Source organism: Brevundimonas sp. Br13 (genome assembly GCF_055391505.1).
This window is the reverse complement of record NZ_AP044008.1, coordinates 2,096,345-2,114,220: the sequence shown is the minus strand read 5'-3', so window position 1 is coordinate 2,114,220 and position 17,876 is coordinate 2,096,345. Positions and strand designations below refer to the sequence as shown.

At 67.2% G+C, this 17,876-nt stretch carries 14 protein-coding genes and 3 tRNA genes; 10 read left to right on the top strand and 7 right to left on the bottom strand.

The features are described 5' to 3' along the window. Nucleotides 1–72: 72 nt before the first annotated feature. Entirely contained in the window at nucleotides 73–1,683 is a 1,611-nt protein-coding gene (locus ACZ5M6_RS10395; protein ID WP_182713620.1) for an amino acid permease, read from the top strand. A gap of 187 nt (nucleotides 1,684–1,870) precedes the next feature. Here the strand turns inward: ACZ5M6_RS10395 and ACZ5M6_RS10390 are convergent. Together ACZ5M6_RS10390 and ACZ5M6_RS10385 are read right to left on the bottom strand one after the other, a co-directional pair. Then, nucleotides 1,871–1,955, bottom strand: a tRNA-Leu gene (locus tag ACZ5M6_RS10390). Nucleotides 1,956–2,241: 286 nt separating this feature from the next. Further along, nucleotides 2,242–2,315, bottom strand: a tRNA-Gln gene (locus tag ACZ5M6_RS10385). Between the two features lie 200 nt (nucleotides 2,316–2,515). Between ACZ5M6_RS10385 and ACZ5M6_RS10380 the strand changes: the two genes are divergently transcribed. Continuing rightward, nucleotides 2,516–2,592: transfer RNA gene (locus ACZ5M6_RS10380), tRNA-Pro, on the top strand. Nucleotides 2,593–2,739: 147 nt separating this feature from the next. Here the strand turns inward: ACZ5M6_RS10380 and ilvC are convergent. Then, a complete protein-coding gene (ilvC, locus tag ACZ5M6_RS10375) occupies nucleotides 2,740–3,774 on the bottom strand; it encodes a ketol-acid reductoisomerase (protein WP_464158496.1) in 1,035 nt (344 codons plus the stop codon). Between ilvC and ACZ5M6_RS10370 the strand changes: the two genes are divergently transcribed. From ACZ5M6_RS10370 to ACZ5M6_RS10355, 4 genes are all read left to right on the top strand, one after another. Further along, a complete protein-coding gene (locus tag ACZ5M6_RS10370; protein WP_054765643.1) occupies nucleotides 3,773–4,315 on the top strand; it encodes a DUF924 family protein in 543 nt (180 codons plus the stop codon). The two genes, ilvC and ACZ5M6_RS10370, sit on opposite strands and share 2 nt — an antisense overlap. A 78-nt stretch (nucleotides 4,316–4,393) precedes the next feature. Next, a complete protein-coding gene (gene yaaA / locus ACZ5M6_RS10365) occupies nucleotides 4,394–5,179 on the top strand; it encodes a peroxide stress protein YaaA (protein WP_182713622.1) in 786 nt (261 codons plus the stop codon). Nucleotides 5,180–5,231: 52 nt separating this feature from the next. Further along, a complete protein-coding gene (locus ACZ5M6_RS10360) occupies nucleotides 5,232–6,056 on the top strand; it encodes a 3-hydroxybutyrate dehydrogenase (RefSeq protein ID WP_348683648.1) in 825 nt (274 codons plus the stop codon). Between the two features lie 24 nt (nucleotides 6,057–6,080). Next, complete coding sequence (locus tag ACZ5M6_RS10355) at nucleotides 6,081–7,145, top strand: patatin-like phospholipase family protein (protein ID WP_182713624.1); 1,065 nt, start codon at nucleotides 6,081–6,083, stop codon at nucleotides 7,143–7,145. On the opposite strand, the gene ACZ5M6_RS10350 is transcribed toward ACZ5M6_RS10355, so the two are convergent. Both ACZ5M6_RS10350 and ACZ5M6_RS10345 read right to left on the bottom strand, forming a co-directional pair. Then, entirely contained in the window at nucleotides 7,142–8,068 is a 927-nt protein-coding gene (locus ACZ5M6_RS10350; protein WP_464158493.1) for an L-threonylcarbamoyladenylate synthase, read from the bottom strand. The genes ACZ5M6_RS10355 and ACZ5M6_RS10350 overlap by 4 nt on opposite strands. After that, nucleotides 8,065–8,616: a cytochrome b gene (locus ACZ5M6_RS10345; protein ID WP_191555590.1), complete on the bottom strand. Its 552-nt coding sequence runs from the start codon at nucleotides 8,614–8,616 to the stop codon at nucleotides 8,065–8,067. The genes ACZ5M6_RS10350 and ACZ5M6_RS10345 overlap by 4 nt, the downstream gene beginning before the upstream one ends. A gap of 124 nt (nucleotides 8,617–8,740) precedes the next feature. Between ACZ5M6_RS10345 and ACZ5M6_RS10340 the strand changes: the two genes are divergently transcribed. Together ACZ5M6_RS10340 and ACZ5M6_RS10335 are read left to right on the top strand one after the other, a co-directional pair. Further along, on the top strand, nucleotides 8,741–10,525 hold the full coding sequence (locus ACZ5M6_RS10340) for an acyl-CoA dehydrogenase (RefSeq protein ID WP_464158491.1): 1,785 nt from the start codon (nucleotides 8,741–8,743) through the stop codon (nucleotides 10,523–10,525). A 75-nt stretch (nucleotides 10,526–10,600) separates the two neighbouring features. After that, complete coding sequence (locus ACZ5M6_RS10335; RefSeq protein ID WP_464158489.1) at nucleotides 10,601–12,820, top strand: S9 family peptidase; 2,220 nt, start codon at nucleotides 10,601–10,603, stop codon at nucleotides 12,818–12,820. Nucleotides 12,821–12,839: 19 nt separating this feature from the next. Here ACZ5M6_RS10335 and ACZ5M6_RS10330 read toward each other — a convergent pair whose 3' ends face one another. Then, on the bottom strand, nucleotides 12,840–13,700 hold the full coding sequence (locus ACZ5M6_RS10330) for an NAD(P)-dependent oxidoreductase (protein ID WP_464158487.1): 861 nt from the start codon (nucleotides 13,698–13,700) through the stop codon (nucleotides 12,840–12,842). 123 nt (nucleotides 13,701–13,823) lie between these two features. On the opposite strand from ACZ5M6_RS10330, the gene ACZ5M6_RS10325 reads away from it, so the two are divergent. Together ACZ5M6_RS10325 and ACZ5M6_RS10320 are read left to right on the top strand one after the other, a co-directional pair. Beyond that, complete coding sequence (locus ACZ5M6_RS10325; RefSeq protein WP_054765635.1) at nucleotides 13,824–14,723, top strand: flagellar motor protein MotB; 900 nt, start codon at nucleotides 13,824–13,826, stop codon at nucleotides 14,721–14,723. Nucleotides 14,724–14,837: 114 nt separating this feature from the next. Further along, nucleotides 14,838–15,590, top strand: coding sequence for an arginyltransferase (locus ACZ5M6_RS10320; RefSeq protein WP_183215627.1), 753 nt, complete (start codon nucleotides 14,838–14,840; stop codon nucleotides 15,588–15,590). Here ACZ5M6_RS10320 and parC read toward each other — a convergent pair. After that, complete coding sequence (gene parC, locus ACZ5M6_RS10315; protein ID WP_464158484.1) at nucleotides 15,583–17,796, bottom strand: DNA topoisomerase IV subunit A; 2,214 nt, start codon at nucleotides 17,794–17,796, stop codon at nucleotides 15,583–15,585. The genes ACZ5M6_RS10320 and parC overlap by 8 nt on opposite strands. Between the last annotated feature and the right edge of the window lie 80 nt (nucleotides 17,797–17,876).

Below are 17,876 nucleotides of genomic sequence, written 5' to 3'. Positions count from 1 at the left end.
CGCGGCCCGCATTCCGCCGCTAGCGTCCCCGCCGACGCGGCCAGAGGGCCGCCGTAAACGTGGGGGTATTCTATGTGGCGCGTTAAGTCGCTCGACGCGATTCTGGCCACGGCCGAGAAGAAGTCGCTTCATCGGTCGCTCGGACCTGTTCAACTGACCTTGCTCGGCATCGGCGCCATCATCGGCACCGGCATCTTCGTTCTGACGGCTGCGGCCTCTCAGAAGGCCGGCCCCGGCATGATGGTCAGCTTCGTCATCGCCGGCGCGGTCTGCGCGGTGGCGGCGCTCTGCTATTCGGAACTGGCGGCCATGGCCCCGGTCTCCGGCTCGGCCTACACCTATACCTACGCCGTCCTGGGCGAGCTGCTCGCCTGGTGCGTCGGCTGGGCCCTGATCCTCGAATACGCTGTTGCGGCCTCGGCCGTGTCGGTGGGCTGGTCCGGCTATGTGCTGGGCCTGATAGAGAACGGGATAGGCTTCGACTTCCCGGACCTCCTATCCGCCGGACCGACCTGGAGCATGAACGGTTTCATCCCGACGCCGGACTTCTCGGCCGGGATCGTCAACATTCCCGCCATCATCGTGGCCCTGGCCGTGACGGGCCTGCTGATCCTGGGCACCACCGAGTCGGCCCGCGTCAACGCCATCCTTGTGGCGATCAAGGTCGCGGCCCTGACGGTCTTCATTGTCCTGACCCTGCCGGTCATCGACACCGCCAACCTGTCGCCCTTCGCGCCCAACGGCCTGTTCGGCGCCTATTCGGGCATGGGCATCGTCGGCGCCGCCGCCTCGATCTTCTTCGCCTATGTCGGCTTCGACGCCGTCTCCACCGCTGCTGAAGAGACCAAGAACCCGCAGCGCAACGTGCCGATCGGCCTGATCGGCTCCCTGGCCTTCTGCACCGTCTTCTATCTGCTGGTCGCCCTGGGCGCGGCCGGCGCCATCGGCGCCCAGCCGGTCCTCGGCGCCGCCGGTCAAGCCGTCCAGCCGGGCTCGCCTGCCTTCGTCGCCGCCTGCGCCCTGCCGGCCAACGCCGAGGCCCTGGTCTGCTCGAACGAGGCCCTGGCCCACGTCCTGCGCGTCATCGGCCATCCGCAGGTCGGCAACGCCCTGGGCACCGCCGCCCTCTTGGCCCTGCCTTCGGTCATCCTGATGATGATCTACGGCCAGACCCGCATCTTCTTCGTCATGGCGCGCGACGGCCTGCTGCCGGAAGGCCTGACCAAGATGCACAAGCGGTTCAAGACCCCCTATGTCGTGACCCTGTTCACCGGCGTCGCCGTCGCCATCGCCGCCGCCCTCTTCCCAGTGGGTCAGCTGGCCGACATCTCGAACTCGGGCACCCTGTTCGCCTTCTTCATGGTGTCGATCGCGGTCCTGATCCTGCGCAAGACCGACCCGAACCGGAAACGTCCGTTCAAGACGCCCCTGGTCTGGATCATCGCGCCGCTTTCGGCTGCCGGCTGCGCCTTCCTGTTCTGGAACCTGCCGCATGACGCCAAGATGGTCCTGCCCATCTGGGGCGCCGTGGGTCTGGTGATCTATTTCGCCTACGGCTTCCGTAAGAGCCACGTCGCCCGCGGCCTGGTCGAGGTCCCGGAACTGTCCCCCGACGCCCCGGTCGGCCCGGTCCCGCCGATGCCGGGCGCCCCGGCCCCCGGCTCCAAGGAAGAACGCGACTGATGCAAAGAAGGCCGGGGTCGACGCCCCGGCCTTTTTCTTCGCCGCAAGGGAAACAGTGGCGCGCTAACGGCGCCTCAACTAACGCCACGCGCGATGGGCCCACAAAATGGCCTCAAGCAGCGCGAAGCGCGATAAGCCTGCCCTACAAAGACAAAAAGGCCCGGGATCGATCCCGGGCCTTTTTGCTTGGTGCGGATGAGAGGACTCGAACCTCCACGCCTCGCGGCGCTGGAACCTAAATCCAGTGCGTCTACCAGTTCCGCCACATCCGCATGGGCAGGCAGTGGGCTCTAGAGGGCTGGATCGCCCCTGACAAGGGGCGCTGTAACCCCAACACCGTTCGGCCACCAGTTCATTGCGAATCGCGCCGCCCTGGGGATTGCGCGCCAGAAAGCCGCCTCCGCGCTGAATCGTCCGCGTCTTGAGGCTAGGCCGGTCGGGAAGGTTCCGGCGTCGAGCGGCCTTGGCGCGCTTCGATTCCACGCCAAGAGCCGGTCAGCGACGACGGCCTGACGCCAAGGGAGGCCCAAGGCAGGCCTTTGCTTATGGGAGAGGCGGTGGCTGGGGAACTAGGACTCGAACCTAGAATGACGGTACCAAAAACCGGAGTGTTACCATTACACCATTCCCCAGCAGGTCCGGCGTCCGCTGCACTCTCGTGCGGCGGAGGCGGTCAGATAGGCCAAACCGTTTTCGGATGCAACACCCCCATTCAGGACAATTTTCGCCGCCTGCGAAGAAGGTCGAAATGGACGCTTGCGGCCTCCGAAACCCATGGCTATAAGCCGCGTCCTCACTTCGGGGCGACGCCTTGCGGCCCAGCCCCCACGGTCGGAGTGTGGCTCAGCCTGGTAGAGCACTGCGTTCGGGACGCAGGGGTCGGAGGTTCGAATCCTCTCACTCCGACCATCTTCTCTTTCTAAAATTCCATATGATCGTCACCCTCGGGCTCGACCCGAGGGCCGGGCTGTCCGCCGCATTGCCTCACTGAGGACGCACAGCCCGATCCACAGCCGATCCTCGGGTCGAGCCCGAGGATGACGAATCTCCCGCGCCTCAGTCGTCGTTCGCCGCCGTCTCCCGCGCCAGGCGCGCCACCGCGTTCAGACGCGCCCCTACCGACTCGATCGGCCGCCGCCCCAGGGCCGCGCGCCGCGCCATGAGGTCGGGCGAGCCGGCGTCATAGTCCGCCATCAGATCCCGCACGAATCCTCCGCCCTGAACCTCGGCCAGGACCTGATCCATGGCGGCGCGCGATTCGGCGCCGATCACGCGCGGGCCGGTGCGGTAGGCCCCGTACTCCGCCGTATTGGAGATCTTGGCGAAGGCGCCGGCTATGCCGCGCTCGTACATGAGGTCGGTGACCAGCTTGGCCTCGTAGAAACATTCGAACCAGGCCACCTCGGCCGGATAGCCGGCCTCGACCAGTTTCATGAAGGCCGAATCGATCAGTTCGGCGATCCCGCCGCACAGCACCACCTGTTCGCCGAACAGATCGCTCTCGCACTCGTCCCGCATCGTCGTCTCGAGGATGCCCTTGCGTCCGCAGCCCAGGGCCGCCGCATAGGACAGGCCGAGCGCATGGGCCCCGCCCGTCGCGTCCTGATGCACCCCGAACAGGCAGAAGACCCCCTCCCCGGCCTCGTACAGGTCGCGAATGCGCGGCCCGATCCCCTTGGGCGAGGCCAGGATCACGTCCAGGTCGGCGCGGGGCTCCACCAGGCCGAACCGCACCGACAGGCCGTGGGCGAAGACCAGGGCCGCGCCGGGCCGCACAGTCGGCGCCAGCTCGTCGCGCCACAGGTCGCGGTGCGCCTCGTCGGAGGTCATGACGGCGACCACGTCCGCCCCAGCCGCCGCCTCGCCCGCCGTCATCACCTTAAATCCGTCGGCTTCGGCCACAGCCCGCGTCTTCGACCCGGGCTTCAGGCCGACCACGATGTCGGTCACGCCCGAATCGCGCAGGTTCAGCGCATGGGTGCGTCCCTGACTGCCGTAGCCGATCATGGCCACGCGCTTGCCGCGGATGATCGAAAGGTCGCAGTCGCGGTCATGGAAGACGGGCAGCGGATTGGCTAAGATGTTGGTCATGGCCCCCTTCATAACCGCATTCGACGTCGTCGCCTTCTGGAAAGAGACCGGGCCCGAAAAGTGGTTCGCCAAGGACGAGGCCTTCGACGCCCAGTTTCGGTCGCGCGGCCAGGATCTGCACCTGTCGGCCGCCCGGCGCGAACGCGACGACTGGATCGAGGCCCCCGAGACCGCCCTGGCCCTGCTGATCCTGCTGGATCAGTATCCGAGGAACAGTTTCCGCGGCACGGCCCATCAGTTCGCCACCGATCCCCTGGCGCTGATGTTCGCCGAACAGGCGGTGGCGCGCGGCTGGCACCTCCGGGTCGAACCCGAGCTGAAGAACTTCCTCCTGCTGCCCTTCGAACATTCCGAACGGCTCGAGGATCAGGACCGCTACCTGGCCCTGGTCGCCGGCGACGCCGAGCTGGAGAAATGGGGCCGCCTGCACCGCGACATCATCGTGCGCTTCGGCCGCTTTCCCCACCGCAACCTCGCCCTGGGCCGCGCGACGACGCCGCAAGAGCAGGCCTTCCTCGATCAGGGCGGCTTCGGCGGCTGAGCCGCGGCATTCCGGCCTCGCCCGTTCAAATCTTCGCAGAAGCGGCCTATGTGAGCGGCGCCATCACGGAGCCGTCCCTTGCTGATCCTTCTTTCTCCCGCCAAACGGCTCGACTTCTCGCCGGCCGATCCGGCCCTGCCCGGCACGGAGCGTCGCTTTCTGGAAGACACCGCCAGCCTGGCGGCGACGGCGCGGCGTCAGACCAAGGCCGACCTGCGTCGCCTGATGGGGATTTCGGATGATCTGGCGACCTTGAATCTGGAACGGTTCAGGGCGTTCGATCCGGAATCGACGGACGGCGTCCAGGCCGCCTTCGCCTTCGCCGGCGACGTCTATGAGGGGCTGAAGGCGCGAGAGCTGGACGCCGCCGCCCTGGCCTTCGCCCAGGACCATCTGCGGATTTTGTCCGGCTTCTACGGGCTGCTGCGTCCGCTCGACCGGATCCAGCCCTATCGACTGGAAATGGGCACGCGGCTGAAGACCCGCCGCGGCTCCAGCCTTTATGATTTCTGGGGCGATCGGATCTCCAAACAGCTGAACGCCGACGCCGAAGACCTCAGAGCCCAGGGATCGCCCGATCCGGTCGTCGTCAACCTGGCCAGCCAGGAATATTTCGGCGCCGTCGACGCCAAGGCTCTGAAACTGCCGGTCGTCACGCCCCAGTTCCGCGAGGAGAAGAACGGCGAAACGCGGATCGTCTCCTTCTTCGCCAAGAAGGCGCGCGGCGCCATGAGCCGCTTCGCCATCGACGAACGGCTGGAACGAGTCGAGGATCTGAAGGCTTTCGACCGGGACGGCTACGGTTTCGACAAGGCGGCCTCGACCGAGACCGAATGGATATTCATCAGGTCGGGAAATTCTTGATCTTCGCCGGGCGCCCCCGCTAGTCTCTCGCGAAAGAACGAAAGGCGCATCCATGTCCACCTCGCCCCAGTCCCCTGACTTCCGCGACATCGGCGATCTGAAGGGTCAGGCGGCGGTGATCTCGGGCTCGACCTCGGGCATCGGCCTGGCCCTGGCGCGCGCGGTGGCGACGCGGGGCGGCGACGTGGTCCTGAACGGCCTGGGCGATCCGGCCGAGATCGAGCGCACCCGCGCCGCGCTTGAAGCGTCTTCCGGCGTGCGGGTGCGCTATCACCCCGCCGACATGACGCGCGGCGAGGAGGTGGCCGACATGGTCGCCTTCGCCGAGCGCGAGTTCGGCCGCCTGGACATTCTGGTCAACAACGCCGGCGTCCAGCATGTGGAGTCGGTCGAGAAGTTTCCCACCGACAAATGGGAACAGATCATCGCCATCAACCTGTCCTCGGCCTTCTACGCTACCCGCGCCGCCATCCCGATCATGAAGGCCCAGGGGCGTGGTCGGATCGTCAACATGGCCTCGGCCCACGGCCTGGTCGCCAGCCCCTTCAAATCGGCCTATGTCGCGGCCAAACACGGCGTCATCGGCTTCACCAAGACGGTGGCGCTGGAGCTGGCGCAGGACAACATCACCTGCAACGCCATCTGCCCCGGCTTCGTCCATACGCCGATCGTGGAAAAGCAGATCGAAGACCAGGCCCGCACCCGCGGCATCAGTCCTGAAAAGGTCATGAGCGACGTGATCCTGGCCGCCCAGCCGACCAAACAGTTCGTCACGACGGATCAGTTGGCGGGGCTGTTCCTCTATCTGGTCAGCGACCTGGGCGCCTCGGCCAACGGCGCCAGTTTCTCGATCGACGGCGGCTGGACCGCTCAATAAGATCATCCCAGCGGGGGCCGACCTATGGCGATCTTCAAACGCAAGACCGCCGAGCCGACGGACCTGGCCGCCGCCTCGACAGGACGGCGGCCCTTCTGTCTGGCGCTTCAGGGCGGCGGGGCGCACGGCGCCTTCCAATGGGGGGTGCTGGATCGACTGCTGGAAGACGATCGGCTGGACATCCGCGCCGTTTCGGGCGTGTCCGCCGGCGCCATGAACGGGGCCGCCCTGGTTTCCGGCCTGGCGAGCGGCGACGCCCGCGCCGCCCTGGACCGGCTGTGGCGCGAGATCAACCAGTCGGGGGGCCGCAACGTCTTCGGCGACAGCGCCCTGTGGAATCCGGCCCAGGCGCCCGACTGGCTGAAGGACACGCCGCTCTGGCGCGCCGGAGAAACCCTGGCTCTGTCAATGAGCCCGTATGAATTCAATCCCTTGAACCACAATCCTCTGAAGCGGGTTCTGAAGACGGCCGTGGATTTTCAGGCGGTCCAGGGCTCCGACGTCAAATTGTTCGTCGCCGCCACGGCTGTGCGCCAGGCCAGGGCCCGCATCTTCGCGTCCAGCGAGATCACCGCCGACGTCCTGATGGCCTCGGCCTGTTTGCCGCACCTGTTTCAGGCCGTCGAGATCGAGGGGGAGCCTTACTGGGACGGCGGTTATCTGACCAATCCGCCGCTCTGGCCCCTGACAGGGGACGATACGCCGGACGACGTGCTGCTGGTGACGCTGAACCCGATGGTGCGCGACGAGACGCCCCGCGCGGCGGGCGACATCGTTGATCGGTTGAATGAGATCCTCTTCAACGCGCCGCTGCTGGCCGAACTCCGCGCCATCGCCATGGCCGGAGAAATGATCAGCCAGGGACAGTTGAAACACGGCTCAGGCCCCTATCGACAATTGCGACTGCACGCCATCGAGGCCGACGGTTGGCTGTCGGACCTGTCCTTGAGGTCGAAGTTCAACACGGAATGGAGTTTCCTGACCGACCTGAAAGCCCGTGGCCGGGCGGCTGCGGACGACTGGCTGGAGACCTGTCTCGCCAGCGTCGGACGCCGCTCCAGCGTCGATCTTCAGGCGCGGTTCGGTTAGCCGACGAAGCCCGCCGCTCGCCGAAGCCTGTCGTTGATCGCCTCGCCCAGTCCGGAGGAAGGAATGGGCGCCACGGCTATGCCCGCCGGCTTGGCTCGGTCTGCTTCTCTGAACAACTTGAACAGATTAGCGGCGGCTTCTCGCAGATCGCCGGAAGGACTGAGACTCCAGCGGGGGTCGCCGACGCCCGGCCCGAACCCCAGCAGGATCTCGCCCCGACGCGGTTGGGTCGCCTCGATCCGCACCGGGGCGTCAGGCGCATAGTGGACGGCCAGCCGACCCGGCGAGCGTCGCCCGTCGCCACCCTCGTCCAGGGGGCCGACCACGGCCTCGATCTCTGCTCGGGTGACGGCGCCGGGTCTCAGCAGGGCGACCCGTCCATCCAGGACCGAAACGACGGCGCTTTCCAGACCGACGGCGCAAGGACCGCCGTCCACGGCGGCCGAGACGGCGAAGCCGGTCTCCTCCACGGCGTCGGCGAAGGTCGTCGGACTGGGCCGGCCCGAGCGGTTGGCCGACGGCGCCACGACGGGGCCGCCGAACATCGACAGCACAGCCCGCGCCTGGGCGTGGCCGGGAACGCGCACGGCGACGCTGTCCAACCCCGCGCGCGCCAGATCACAGACGCGGGTCCGATCCCGCACCGGGATCACCAGCGTCATCGGCCCCGGCCAGAAGGCCTGGGCCAGGGCCCGGGCGGCGGCGTCGAACAGACCGATCGCCTCAGCGGCGGCGGCGTCAGAGACGTGCGCGATCAAGGGGTTGAACCGAGGTCTTCCCTTGGCTTCGAAAATGGCGGCCACCGCTCGCGGATCGGCGGCGTCGGCGCCCAGGCCATAGACCGTCTCGGTCGGCAGCAGGATCAGTTCGCCGCGGCGCAGGGCGGCGGCGGCCTGATCCGGCGGGTCGCCCGCGCTCCTCACGGCCGCCGCGGGATCAGGGGGATCATCCGATGCAGCACATTGTCGCGGTTGATGAACTGATGCTTCAGCGCCGCGGCGACATGCAGGGCGATCAGGACATAGAGCCCCTTCATCACCGTCTCATGCACGTCCATGAACCGACCGGCGGCCTCGCGCCCGCCGCCCACCGGCAAGAGGGGCCAGTCGAACAGGCCGAACCAGGCGAAGTCGCGTCCCGCCGCCGAGGTGGCCAGCCAGCCGGTCAACGGCATGGCGATCAGGACGACGTAAAACAGGACATGGGTGGCGCGCGCCGCCAGCCGCTCCCAGCGCGGCATCTGCGCGGGCAAGGGAATGGCCGGATGCGCCAGTCGCCAGCCGATGCGAGCCAGGGTCAGGATCAGGATCGACACGCCCAGCGACTTGTGCAGCATGACGAACTGCCCGGACAGCGGCCCCTCCGTGCTCTCATGGGCGGTGATCAGCAGCACCTGGACCAGGATCGCCGCAGCGATGATCCAGTGCAAAGCCAGTGACACCGACGAATAGCGATTGCGCGGCTCGGCCATGACGACTTCCCTTCCCTCGCGGCAGGGCGTCACTGTGCCCCGACTGCCCCGACTGCGCCAAGTCTCTCTTGCGACGGGGGGCTTCGGCGAGGCACTTAAGCCGGAAAGGACATCGAGGAAACCCATGAGCTACCGCGCCCCCGTTCGTGATCTGGCCTTCACCCTGGAGGCCGTGGCCGGCATGGCGGACGTCGCCGCCACCGGCGCCTTTCCGGATTACGATTCCGACGTCGCCTCGGCCGTGCTGGAGGCGGCGGGACAGTTTTCGCAGGAGGTTCTGGCCCCGCTGAACCGCATCGGGGACCAGAAGGGCTCGCTCTACGCCAACGGGGCCGTCTCGGCCGCTCCCGGCTTCGCCGACGCCTATCGCCAGTTCGCCGCCGGCGGATGGACCGGTCTGTCGGCGCCGGTCGAGGCGGGCGGCCAGGCCCTGCCCAAGGCCCTGGAGCTGGCGGCCTATGAGACCGTCCACTCCGCCAACATGGCCTTCGGTCTTTGCCCCATGCTGTCGCTGGCGGCGATCGAGGCCCTGGAGCAGGTGGGATCGCCCGAACAGAAGGACCGATATCTGAACAAGCTCGTCAGCGGCGAATGGACCGGCGCCATGGTGCTGACCGAGCCGGGCGCCGGATCGGACCTGGGCTCGTTGATCACGACGGCGACGCCGAACGGCGACGGAACCTACGCCATCCACGGTCAGAAGATCTTCATCACCTGGGGCGATCACGACGCGACGGACAACATCATCCATCTGGTCCTGGCGCGCCTGCCCGACGCGCCCAAGGGGCCCAAGGGGATCAGCCTGTTCCTGGCGCCGAAATTCCTCGTCAAGGACGACGGAAGCCTGGGCGAACGCAACGCCTTCCGTCCCGTCGGGGTCGAGCACAAGCTGGGCATCCACGCCTCGCCCACCTGCGTCATGGCCTATGAGGGCGCGCGCGCCGAACTGGTCGGACGTCCGAACGAGGGCCTGGCCCATATGTTCGTCATGATGAACGCCGCCCGCCTGGCCGTAGGAGTCGAAGGCGTCGGCATCGCCGAACGCGCCTATCAGCACGCCCTGGCCTATGCGCTGGACCGCCGCCAGGGTCGGTCGGTCTGGACCGGAGAAGCCAACGCCCCCATCTTCGATCATCCGGACGTGCGCCGGATGCTGGGGGTGATGAAGGCCAAGACCGCGGCCGCTCGCGCCCTGTGCCTGTCGACCGGCGTCGCCGCCGACCTGGCCCGTCATGCCGAAACGGAAGAGGCGCGCCGCCGCTGGAAGGCCCGCGAGGACCTGTTCACCCCCATCGCCAAGGCCTGGTCCACCGACGTCGGATGCGAAGTCGCCTCCCTGGGCGTCCAGGTCCATGGCGGCATGGGCTTCATCGAGGAGACGGGCGCGGCTCAATACTATCGCGACGCCCGAATCGCCCCGATCTACGAGGGCACCAACGGCATCCAGGCCATGGATCTGGTCGGGCGCAAACTGTCGATGGACGGGGGCGAGGCGGCCAAGGCCCTGATCGCCGACATGAAGACGACGCTGGCCGACCTCTCTGGCCTCTATGCCGGCAAGCCGGTCGAACGGTTCGCCACGGCCGTCGAGGCGGTGGAGGACGCCACCCTGTGGCTGTTGGACCGCAAGGCCGACCCGGATGCGGCGGCCGACGTCCTGGCCGCGGCGGACGCCTATCTGAAGCTCTTGGGCGACGTCATCGGCGGCTGGATGCTGGCCAAGGGGGCGCTGGCCGCCAAGGCGCGGCTGGACGCCGCCGACGGCGATCCGATCTGGCTGCAGGGCAAGCTGGACCTCTATGAACTCTACGCCGCCAATGTTCTGGGCCATGTCTCCAGCCGTCTGGCGGCCGTGGGCCAGGGCGGCGACCTGCTGAAACGGATGACGGTCGAGGCCCTGGCGGGCTGACGCCCGACGCGATCTTGATTTGACCTTGGGCGGCCCGAACGCCCAAGGTCGCATCCGCACGCCCGGGAGCCGACCATGAACCGACGCCAAATCCTCCTGTCCACCGCTGCGACGGCCTTGGCCGCCTCGGCCTCCCCCGCCCTCGCCCGCCAGTCTTCCGGAGCCTCGATGCCCCAACCCCCTGTCGCCAAGAAGATCCCCGTCGTCATCGAACAGCTGGGGCGCACCCGCACCGACGACTATCAGTGGATGAAGGACGACAATTGGCAGGCGGTGCTGCGCGATCCGACCCTGATCAAGGCCGAGGTCAAAGAGCATCTGACGGCCGAAAACGCCTATCGCGAAGCCATGATGGCCTCGACCCTCCCCCTCCAGGAGACGATGTTCCAGGAGATGCGCGGACGCATCAAGGAGGACGACAGTTCCGTCCCCGCGCCTGACGGCGACTGGACCTACTATGTCGAGTACCGCACGGGCGATCAGCATCCCCGCTACATGCGCGTGGAACGCCAAGGGACCTGGATGGTCGAGGGCCGACCGGTGACGAAGACCTTCATCGTCGCCCCGACGCCCCAACTGCTGCTGGACGCCAATGAATTGGCCGAAGGCAAGGCCTATTCGGAAGTCTCGGCCGCCTCCCACAGCCCCGACCACAGCCTGTTCGCCTATGCCGAGGACGCGCAAGGGTCCGAGGTGCACAAGATCTACGTCAAGGATCTGGCGACCGGCGAAGTCCTGCCCGAGGTCATCGAGAGCGCCACCGGCGACTTCACCTTCTCGCCTGACAGCCGGTGGATCTTCTGGACCAACCGGGACGACAACGGACGTCCGGACAAGATCTTCCGCCGTCCGGCGCGCGGCGGCGAAACCACCCTGGTCTATGAGGAGGAAGACGACGGCATGTTCATCGGCGTCGGCCGCACCGCCGACGACCGGTTCATCGTCATCGGCATCCAGAACCAGGAGACGTCCGAGGCCCGCTATATTCCCGCCGACGACCCGACCGCTGCGCCGGTTGTTTTGGAGCCGCGTCAGGTCGCTGTCCGCTATGACGTCGATCACTGGGACGACCGCTGGGTGATCCGCACCAACGCCGACGACGCCATCGACTTCAAGATCGTTCAGGCGCCGACGGAGACGCCCGGCAGGGCGCATTGGACGGATCTCGTCCCCCACACGCCGGGCCGGTTCATCGAGGGGGTGGACCTGACCCGCCATCATCTGGCGCGCCAGGAACGGGCCGACGCCAACACCCGCATCATCATCCGCGATCGCGCCGGGGCCGAACATGCGATCGCCGTCGATGAACCGGCCTTCGCCCTGTCGCTGTCGGGCGCGTCGGAGTTCGACACCACGACGACCCGCTACAGCTACAACTCGCCGTCCACCCCGACCCAGACCTATGACTACGACATGGCGTCGCGGGAACGCACGCTGCGCAAGACCCAGGAAATCCCGTCGGGCCACAATATCGAAGACTATGTGGTCGAACGGCTGAACGCCCCCGCCGCCGACGGTCAACTGGTGCCTGTCACCGTCCTGCGCCGCCGCACCACGCCGATCGACGGCTCGGCCCCGCTGCTGCTGTACGGCTACGGCTCCTACGGCATCCCTATGCCGGCGGGCTTCTCGACCAATCGTCTGTCGCTGGTGGATCGCGGCTGGATCTACGCCATCGCCCACATCCGGGGTGGATCGGACAAGGGCTGGGGCTGGTTTCTCAGCGCCCGCCGGATGACCAAGAAGAACACCTTCACCGATTTCATCGCCGCCGCCGAACATCTGATCGCGCAGAACTACGCCACGGCCGGAAACATCGTGGCCCAGGGCGGATCGGCCGGCGGCATGCTGATGGGCGCCGTCAACAATATGCGGCCGGACCTCTGGGCCGGGATCATCGGCCAGGTGCCCTTCGTCGATGTGATCAACACGATGAGCGACACCTCCCTGCCGCTGACCCCGCCGGAATGGCCCGAATGGGGCAATCCGATCGAGGACCCGGACGCCTACGACTATATGATGAGCTACAGCCCCTATGATCAGGTGAAGCCCCAAGCCTATCCCGCCGTCCTGGCGACGGGCGGCCTGTCCGATCCGCGCGTCACCTACTGGGAGCCGGAGAAGTGGGTCGCCAAACTGCGGCCGGCCACCACCTCGGGCAAGCCCGTCCTGCTGAAGATCAATATGGAGGCTGGCCACGGCGGCGCCGCCGGCCGGTTCGACTATCTGAAGGAGGTCGCCCACGACTACGCCTTCGCAGTCTGGGCGATCGAAAAGGGCTGGGAGACGGCTTAACCCGCCCGTACCGGTGGCTTCAGTCCTTGGGCTGAAGCCGCGCCGCCAGGCTGGAGGTGTCCCAGCGATTGCCGCCCATGGCCTGAACCTCGGCGTAGAACTGATCGACCAGAGCCGTCAGGGCCAGACGCGCCCCGTTCGACCGCGCCTCGTCCAGAACCAGGCCCAGGTCCTTTCGCATCCAATCGACGGCGAAGCCGAAGTCGAAACGGCCCTGGGCGGCGGTCTTCCAGCGATTGTCCATCTGCCAGCTCTGGGCCGCGCCCTTGGATACCGCCTCGAAGACCGCGTCCGTATCCAGGCCCGCGACCTGGGCGAAATGGACCGCCTCGGCCAGGCCCTGGACCACGCCGGCGATGGCGATCTGATTGACCATCTTGGTCAGCTGGCCCGAGCCCGCCGGCCCCATATGTTTGATCGCCTTGGAATAGGCCGTCAGCGCCGGTTCCGCCCGGGCCAGGGCCTCGGCCTCGCCGCCGGCCATGACGCTCAGCTGGCCGTTTTCTGCGCCCGCCTGACCGCCTGAGACCGGGGCGTCGATGAAGACGCGCCCCGCCTCGGCCGCGGCCTGGGCCATTTCCCGCGCCAGTTTGGCCGATGTCGTGGTGTGATCCACGATGACCGCCCCTTCGGCCAGGTGCGGCAGGGCCTCGGTCACGACCGCCCGCACGTCGTCGTCATTGCCGACGCACAGGATGAAGAGCTCCGCCCCCTGCGCCGCCTCCGACACGGTCTCGGCCGCCCGCGCGCCCACGGCCTCGGCCCAGGCCTGGGCCTTGGCGGGGGTGCGGTTGAAGCCGACGACCGGATGGCCGGCGTTCACCAGGTGGCGCGCCATCGGGGCGCCCATGACCCCGAGGCCGGCGAAAGCGATCTTCATGGCAGGCTCCCGTGTTTCCGCCTTGGACTAGGCTGGGTCGCCCCAAGGTTCAACCCAGGCTGGGGGTCAACGGGCGGTTAACCTTGCCGCGTCATGCTGCCGCGAACTTGCCGGGGTGCGTCCATGTCCGTGAGCGATCGTCCGATCCTCATCAAGAAGGTGAAAAAGGTTTCCGGCGGAGGCCACCACGGCGGCGCCTGGAAGGTGGCCTATGCAGACTTCGTGACGGCCATGATGGCCTTCTTCCTGCTGATGTGGCTGATCAACACGACCGACCCGGAACAGAAGAAGGGCATCGCCGAATATTTCGCCCCCGCCAGCGTGTCCGAAACCACCTCGGGTTCGGGCGGCCTTCTGGGCGGCACGGCGCTGGGCGACGACGGTCCCAAGAGCTCCGGCTCGCAGTCGGTCATCGAACAGCTGGCGCCCGAGGCCCCGCCGGAGACGACCAACACCGGCCCCAGCTCAAACCTCACCTCCGCCAGCGACGCAGCCCTCCAGGCCGAAATCCAGAAGCGCGAGGCGGCCGAGTTCGCCAGTGCGGCGGAATCGCTGCGTCAGGCCATGCAGTCGATGCCGGAACTGGCCGAACTGTCCAAACAGCTGATCGTGGACCAGACGCCCGAAGGGCTGCGCATCCAGCTGGTGGACCAGGAAGGCCGGTCCATGTTCGACAACAACTCGGCCCGCCCCAATGCGCGGGCTCAGGTTCTGCTGCGCGCGGTCGCCAAGGTGATCAACCAGCTGCCCAACCGCATCTCCATCACCGGCCACACCAGCGCCACGCCAGGGTCGAACCGCGCCAGCGGCCCGGCGGACTGGACCCTATCCTCCGAACGGGCCAACGGCTCGCGCCTGGTGTTGCAAAGCGCGGGCGTGGACCCCGATCGGGTCTATTCGGTCGCCGGCAAGGCGGGCTCTGACCCCCTCTATCCCGACGATCCCAGCCTGCCCGGCAACCGCCGCATCGCCATCGTCCTGCTGCGCGAGGCCCCGGTCCTGCCTATGGACACCTCGCTGTGATCCTGAGCGGCTGTGGCGCCCTGGCGCTTGCCGCCGAGCGCTCAATCGCGCCAAATCGCGGCATGAGCGTCAGACCGTCCTATTTTGGGCCAGATCGGGTGCGGACCTAGAGTCGTGACCCAACATGTGCCGACACGCCAGCTCCGGTTCTTCATGACCTCGGTCGCCCCGTGTCCCTATCTGCCGGGCAAGACGGAACGGAAGGTCTTCGCAAACCTGCCTTTTTCGGACGGCGCCCACGTCAATGACGAACTGACCCTGGCGGGTTTCCGCCGCAGCCAGAACATCGCCTATCGCCCCGCCTGCGAAGCCTGCGACGCCTGCGTCTCCGTCCGCCTGCCTGTGCCGGACTTCGCCTTCAGCCGATCCCAGCGCAAGGTTCTGGCGCGCAACGCCGACCTGACGCGCGCCCTGGTCGAGGCCGAGGCCACGACCGAACAGTTCCAGCTGCTGCGCCGCTATCTGACCAGCCGCCACCCCTTGGGCGGCATGAGCGATATGGGCTGGCTCGACTATGTCGCCATGGTCGAGGACACGGCCGTCCGCACCCATCTGATCGAATACCGCCTGCCGTCCGACGACGGCGGCCCCGGCGACCTCGTCGCCGTGACCCTGACGGACCTGCTCAGAGACGGCCTGTCCATGGTCTACAGCTTCTACGACCCGCGTCTTGACCGCCGCAGTCTGGGTCGGTTCGCCATCCTCGACCATGTCCGTCAGGCGGCCCAGGTGGGCCTGCCCTTCGTCTATCTGGGCTACTGGGTCCGGGGCTCGGAGAAGATGGACTACAAGGCCGACTTCCGCCCCCTGGAGGTGCTGGGCAAGCTGGGCTGGATGCGGCTGGAAGACCAGCCGCCCCCTATCTGAACTTCCGCAATCCCCTCGGCCCCTGGCGACCGGCCCCGGCGCGCTTGCCCAGCCAGTCCTTCCAGTCGGGCCAGTTGCGCCGCCGACCGCCGCCGTCGGCCCATTCCGGCCCCTGTTCGGCGTTGAAGACCGTCACATCGGCCAGGCCGCCCTGTTTGAAGCTCTGCAGCTTCACACCCTTGCCGCGCCCCATTTCGGGCAGTTCGGCCAGAGGGAAGATCAAGGTCTTGATGTTCTCGCCGATCGTCGCGACGTGATCCCCCATAGGGCTGGTCGGCACGCGCAGCATGGCCAGCATCTCGCCGTTCAGCACCTGTTTGCCGCCCCGCTTCTGGGCCAGGGTGTCGTCCTCGGGCGCGATGAAGCCGTAGCCGGCCTTTGAGGCGATCAGCAGCTTGCCGCCCGGCTGGTGCGCCAGCAGATTGATGATCTCGGCCTTCTCGTCCAGGTCGATCATCAGCCGCAGCGGCTCGCCGTGGCCGCGGCCCGACGCCAGCTTGTCCGCGCCGATGGTGAAGATCCGGCCGTCCGACGCCCCGACCAGCAGCTTGTCCGTCGTATAGGCCGGAACCAGATAGGCCAGCTTGTCGCCTTCCTTGAACTTCAGCTCCGACGGATCCTCGACCTTGCCCTTGGCGGCGCGGATCCAGCCGCGCTCCGACAGGATGACGGTGATGGCCTCGCGCGGGATGAAGGCCTCGGGGGCCACGAAGGCCGAGGCGTCGACCGCCTCGCCCATCGTCGTGCGCCGCAGCGAGATCAGCGCCTTGCGCACCGCCTCAAGCTCTTTGGAAACAGCCTTCCACTGCTTGCCTTCCGACGACGTAAGCGCCTTCAGATTGGCAAGTTCTTCCGACAACTCCTTGAATTCATTCTCGATCGTCATCTCTTCCAGACGCGCCAGCTGCCGCAGCCGGGTGTCGAGGATGAAGTCAGCCTGGACCTCGGTCAGGCCGAAGCGCGCGATCAGGACGGCCTTGGGCTGTTCCTCCTCGCGGACGATGCGGATCACCTCGTCCAGGTTCAGGAAGACGATGCGCAGGCCTTCCAGCAGGTGCAGCCGCTTCTCGACCCGGGCGATCCGCCATTGCGACCGGCGGTTCAGCACCTCGCGCCGGTGATCCAGGAAGGCCTTGAGACAGGCCTTCAGCCCCATGACGCGCGGCGTGCCGTCGGCGTCCAGCACGTTCATATTGATCGGGAAACGGACCTCGAGATCGGAAAGCTTGAACAGACTTTCCATCAGCATTTCAGGCTCTATGGTCCGATTCTTGGGCTCCAGAATCAGGCGAATGTCCTCCGCCGACTCGTCGCGCACATCGCCCAGCAGGGGCGCCTTCTTCTGCTCGATCAGGTCGGCCAGCGCTTCGATCAGGCGCGACTTCTGCACCTGGTACGGCATTTCGGTGACGACGATCCGCCAGACGCCGCGGCCCAGGTCCTCGGTCTCCCAGCGCGCGCGCAGCCGCACCCCGCCGCGGCCCGTCTCATAGGCGTCCAGAATGGCTGCGCGGCCTTCGACAGCCACGCCGCCGGTGGGGAAGTCGGGTCCGGGGACCACCTGCACCAGCTCGTCCGTGGTCGCCTCGGGCCGCTCCAGCAACAGCTGACAGGCGTCGATCAGTTCGCCGACATTGTGCGGCGGGATGGAGGTCGCCATGCCCACGGCGATGCCCGAAGACCCGTTGGCCAGCAGATTGGGGAAGCCGGCCGGCAGGACGACCGGCTCCTCGTCCTGGTCGTCATAGGTGGGGCGGAAATCGACCGCGTCCTGGTCGATCCCCTCCAGCAGCAGGACGGCGGCCGCGGTCAGCTTGCACTCGGTATAGCGCATGGCCGCAGCGCTATCGCCGTCGATATTGCCGAAATTCCCCTGGCCGTCGACCAGCGGATAGCGCTGGGCGAAGTCCTGGGCCAGGCGCACCAGGGCCTCATAGATGGAGGCGTCGCCGTGAGGGTGGTATCCCCCCATGACTTCGCCGACGACCTTGGCGCATTTGCGCGCCGCCGCCTGCGGGTTCAGCCGCATCTGGTGCATGGCGTACAGGATGCGCCTGTGCACGGGCTTGAACCCGTCCCGGACGTCGGGAAGGGCGCGGTTGGTGATGGTCGACAGGGCGTAGGCCAGATAGCGACGGCTGAGCGCCGTCTCCATCGGCTCGTCGATGATACGGCCGCCTTCCGGCGGCGGAGCGTGGATCGTCATGGGCCAGCGAATCGGGGATCGGAAGCGCGAAGTCTAGCCCGTTCGCGGCCGGCAGGTCGTCTATCTGTGGGAGATAATGT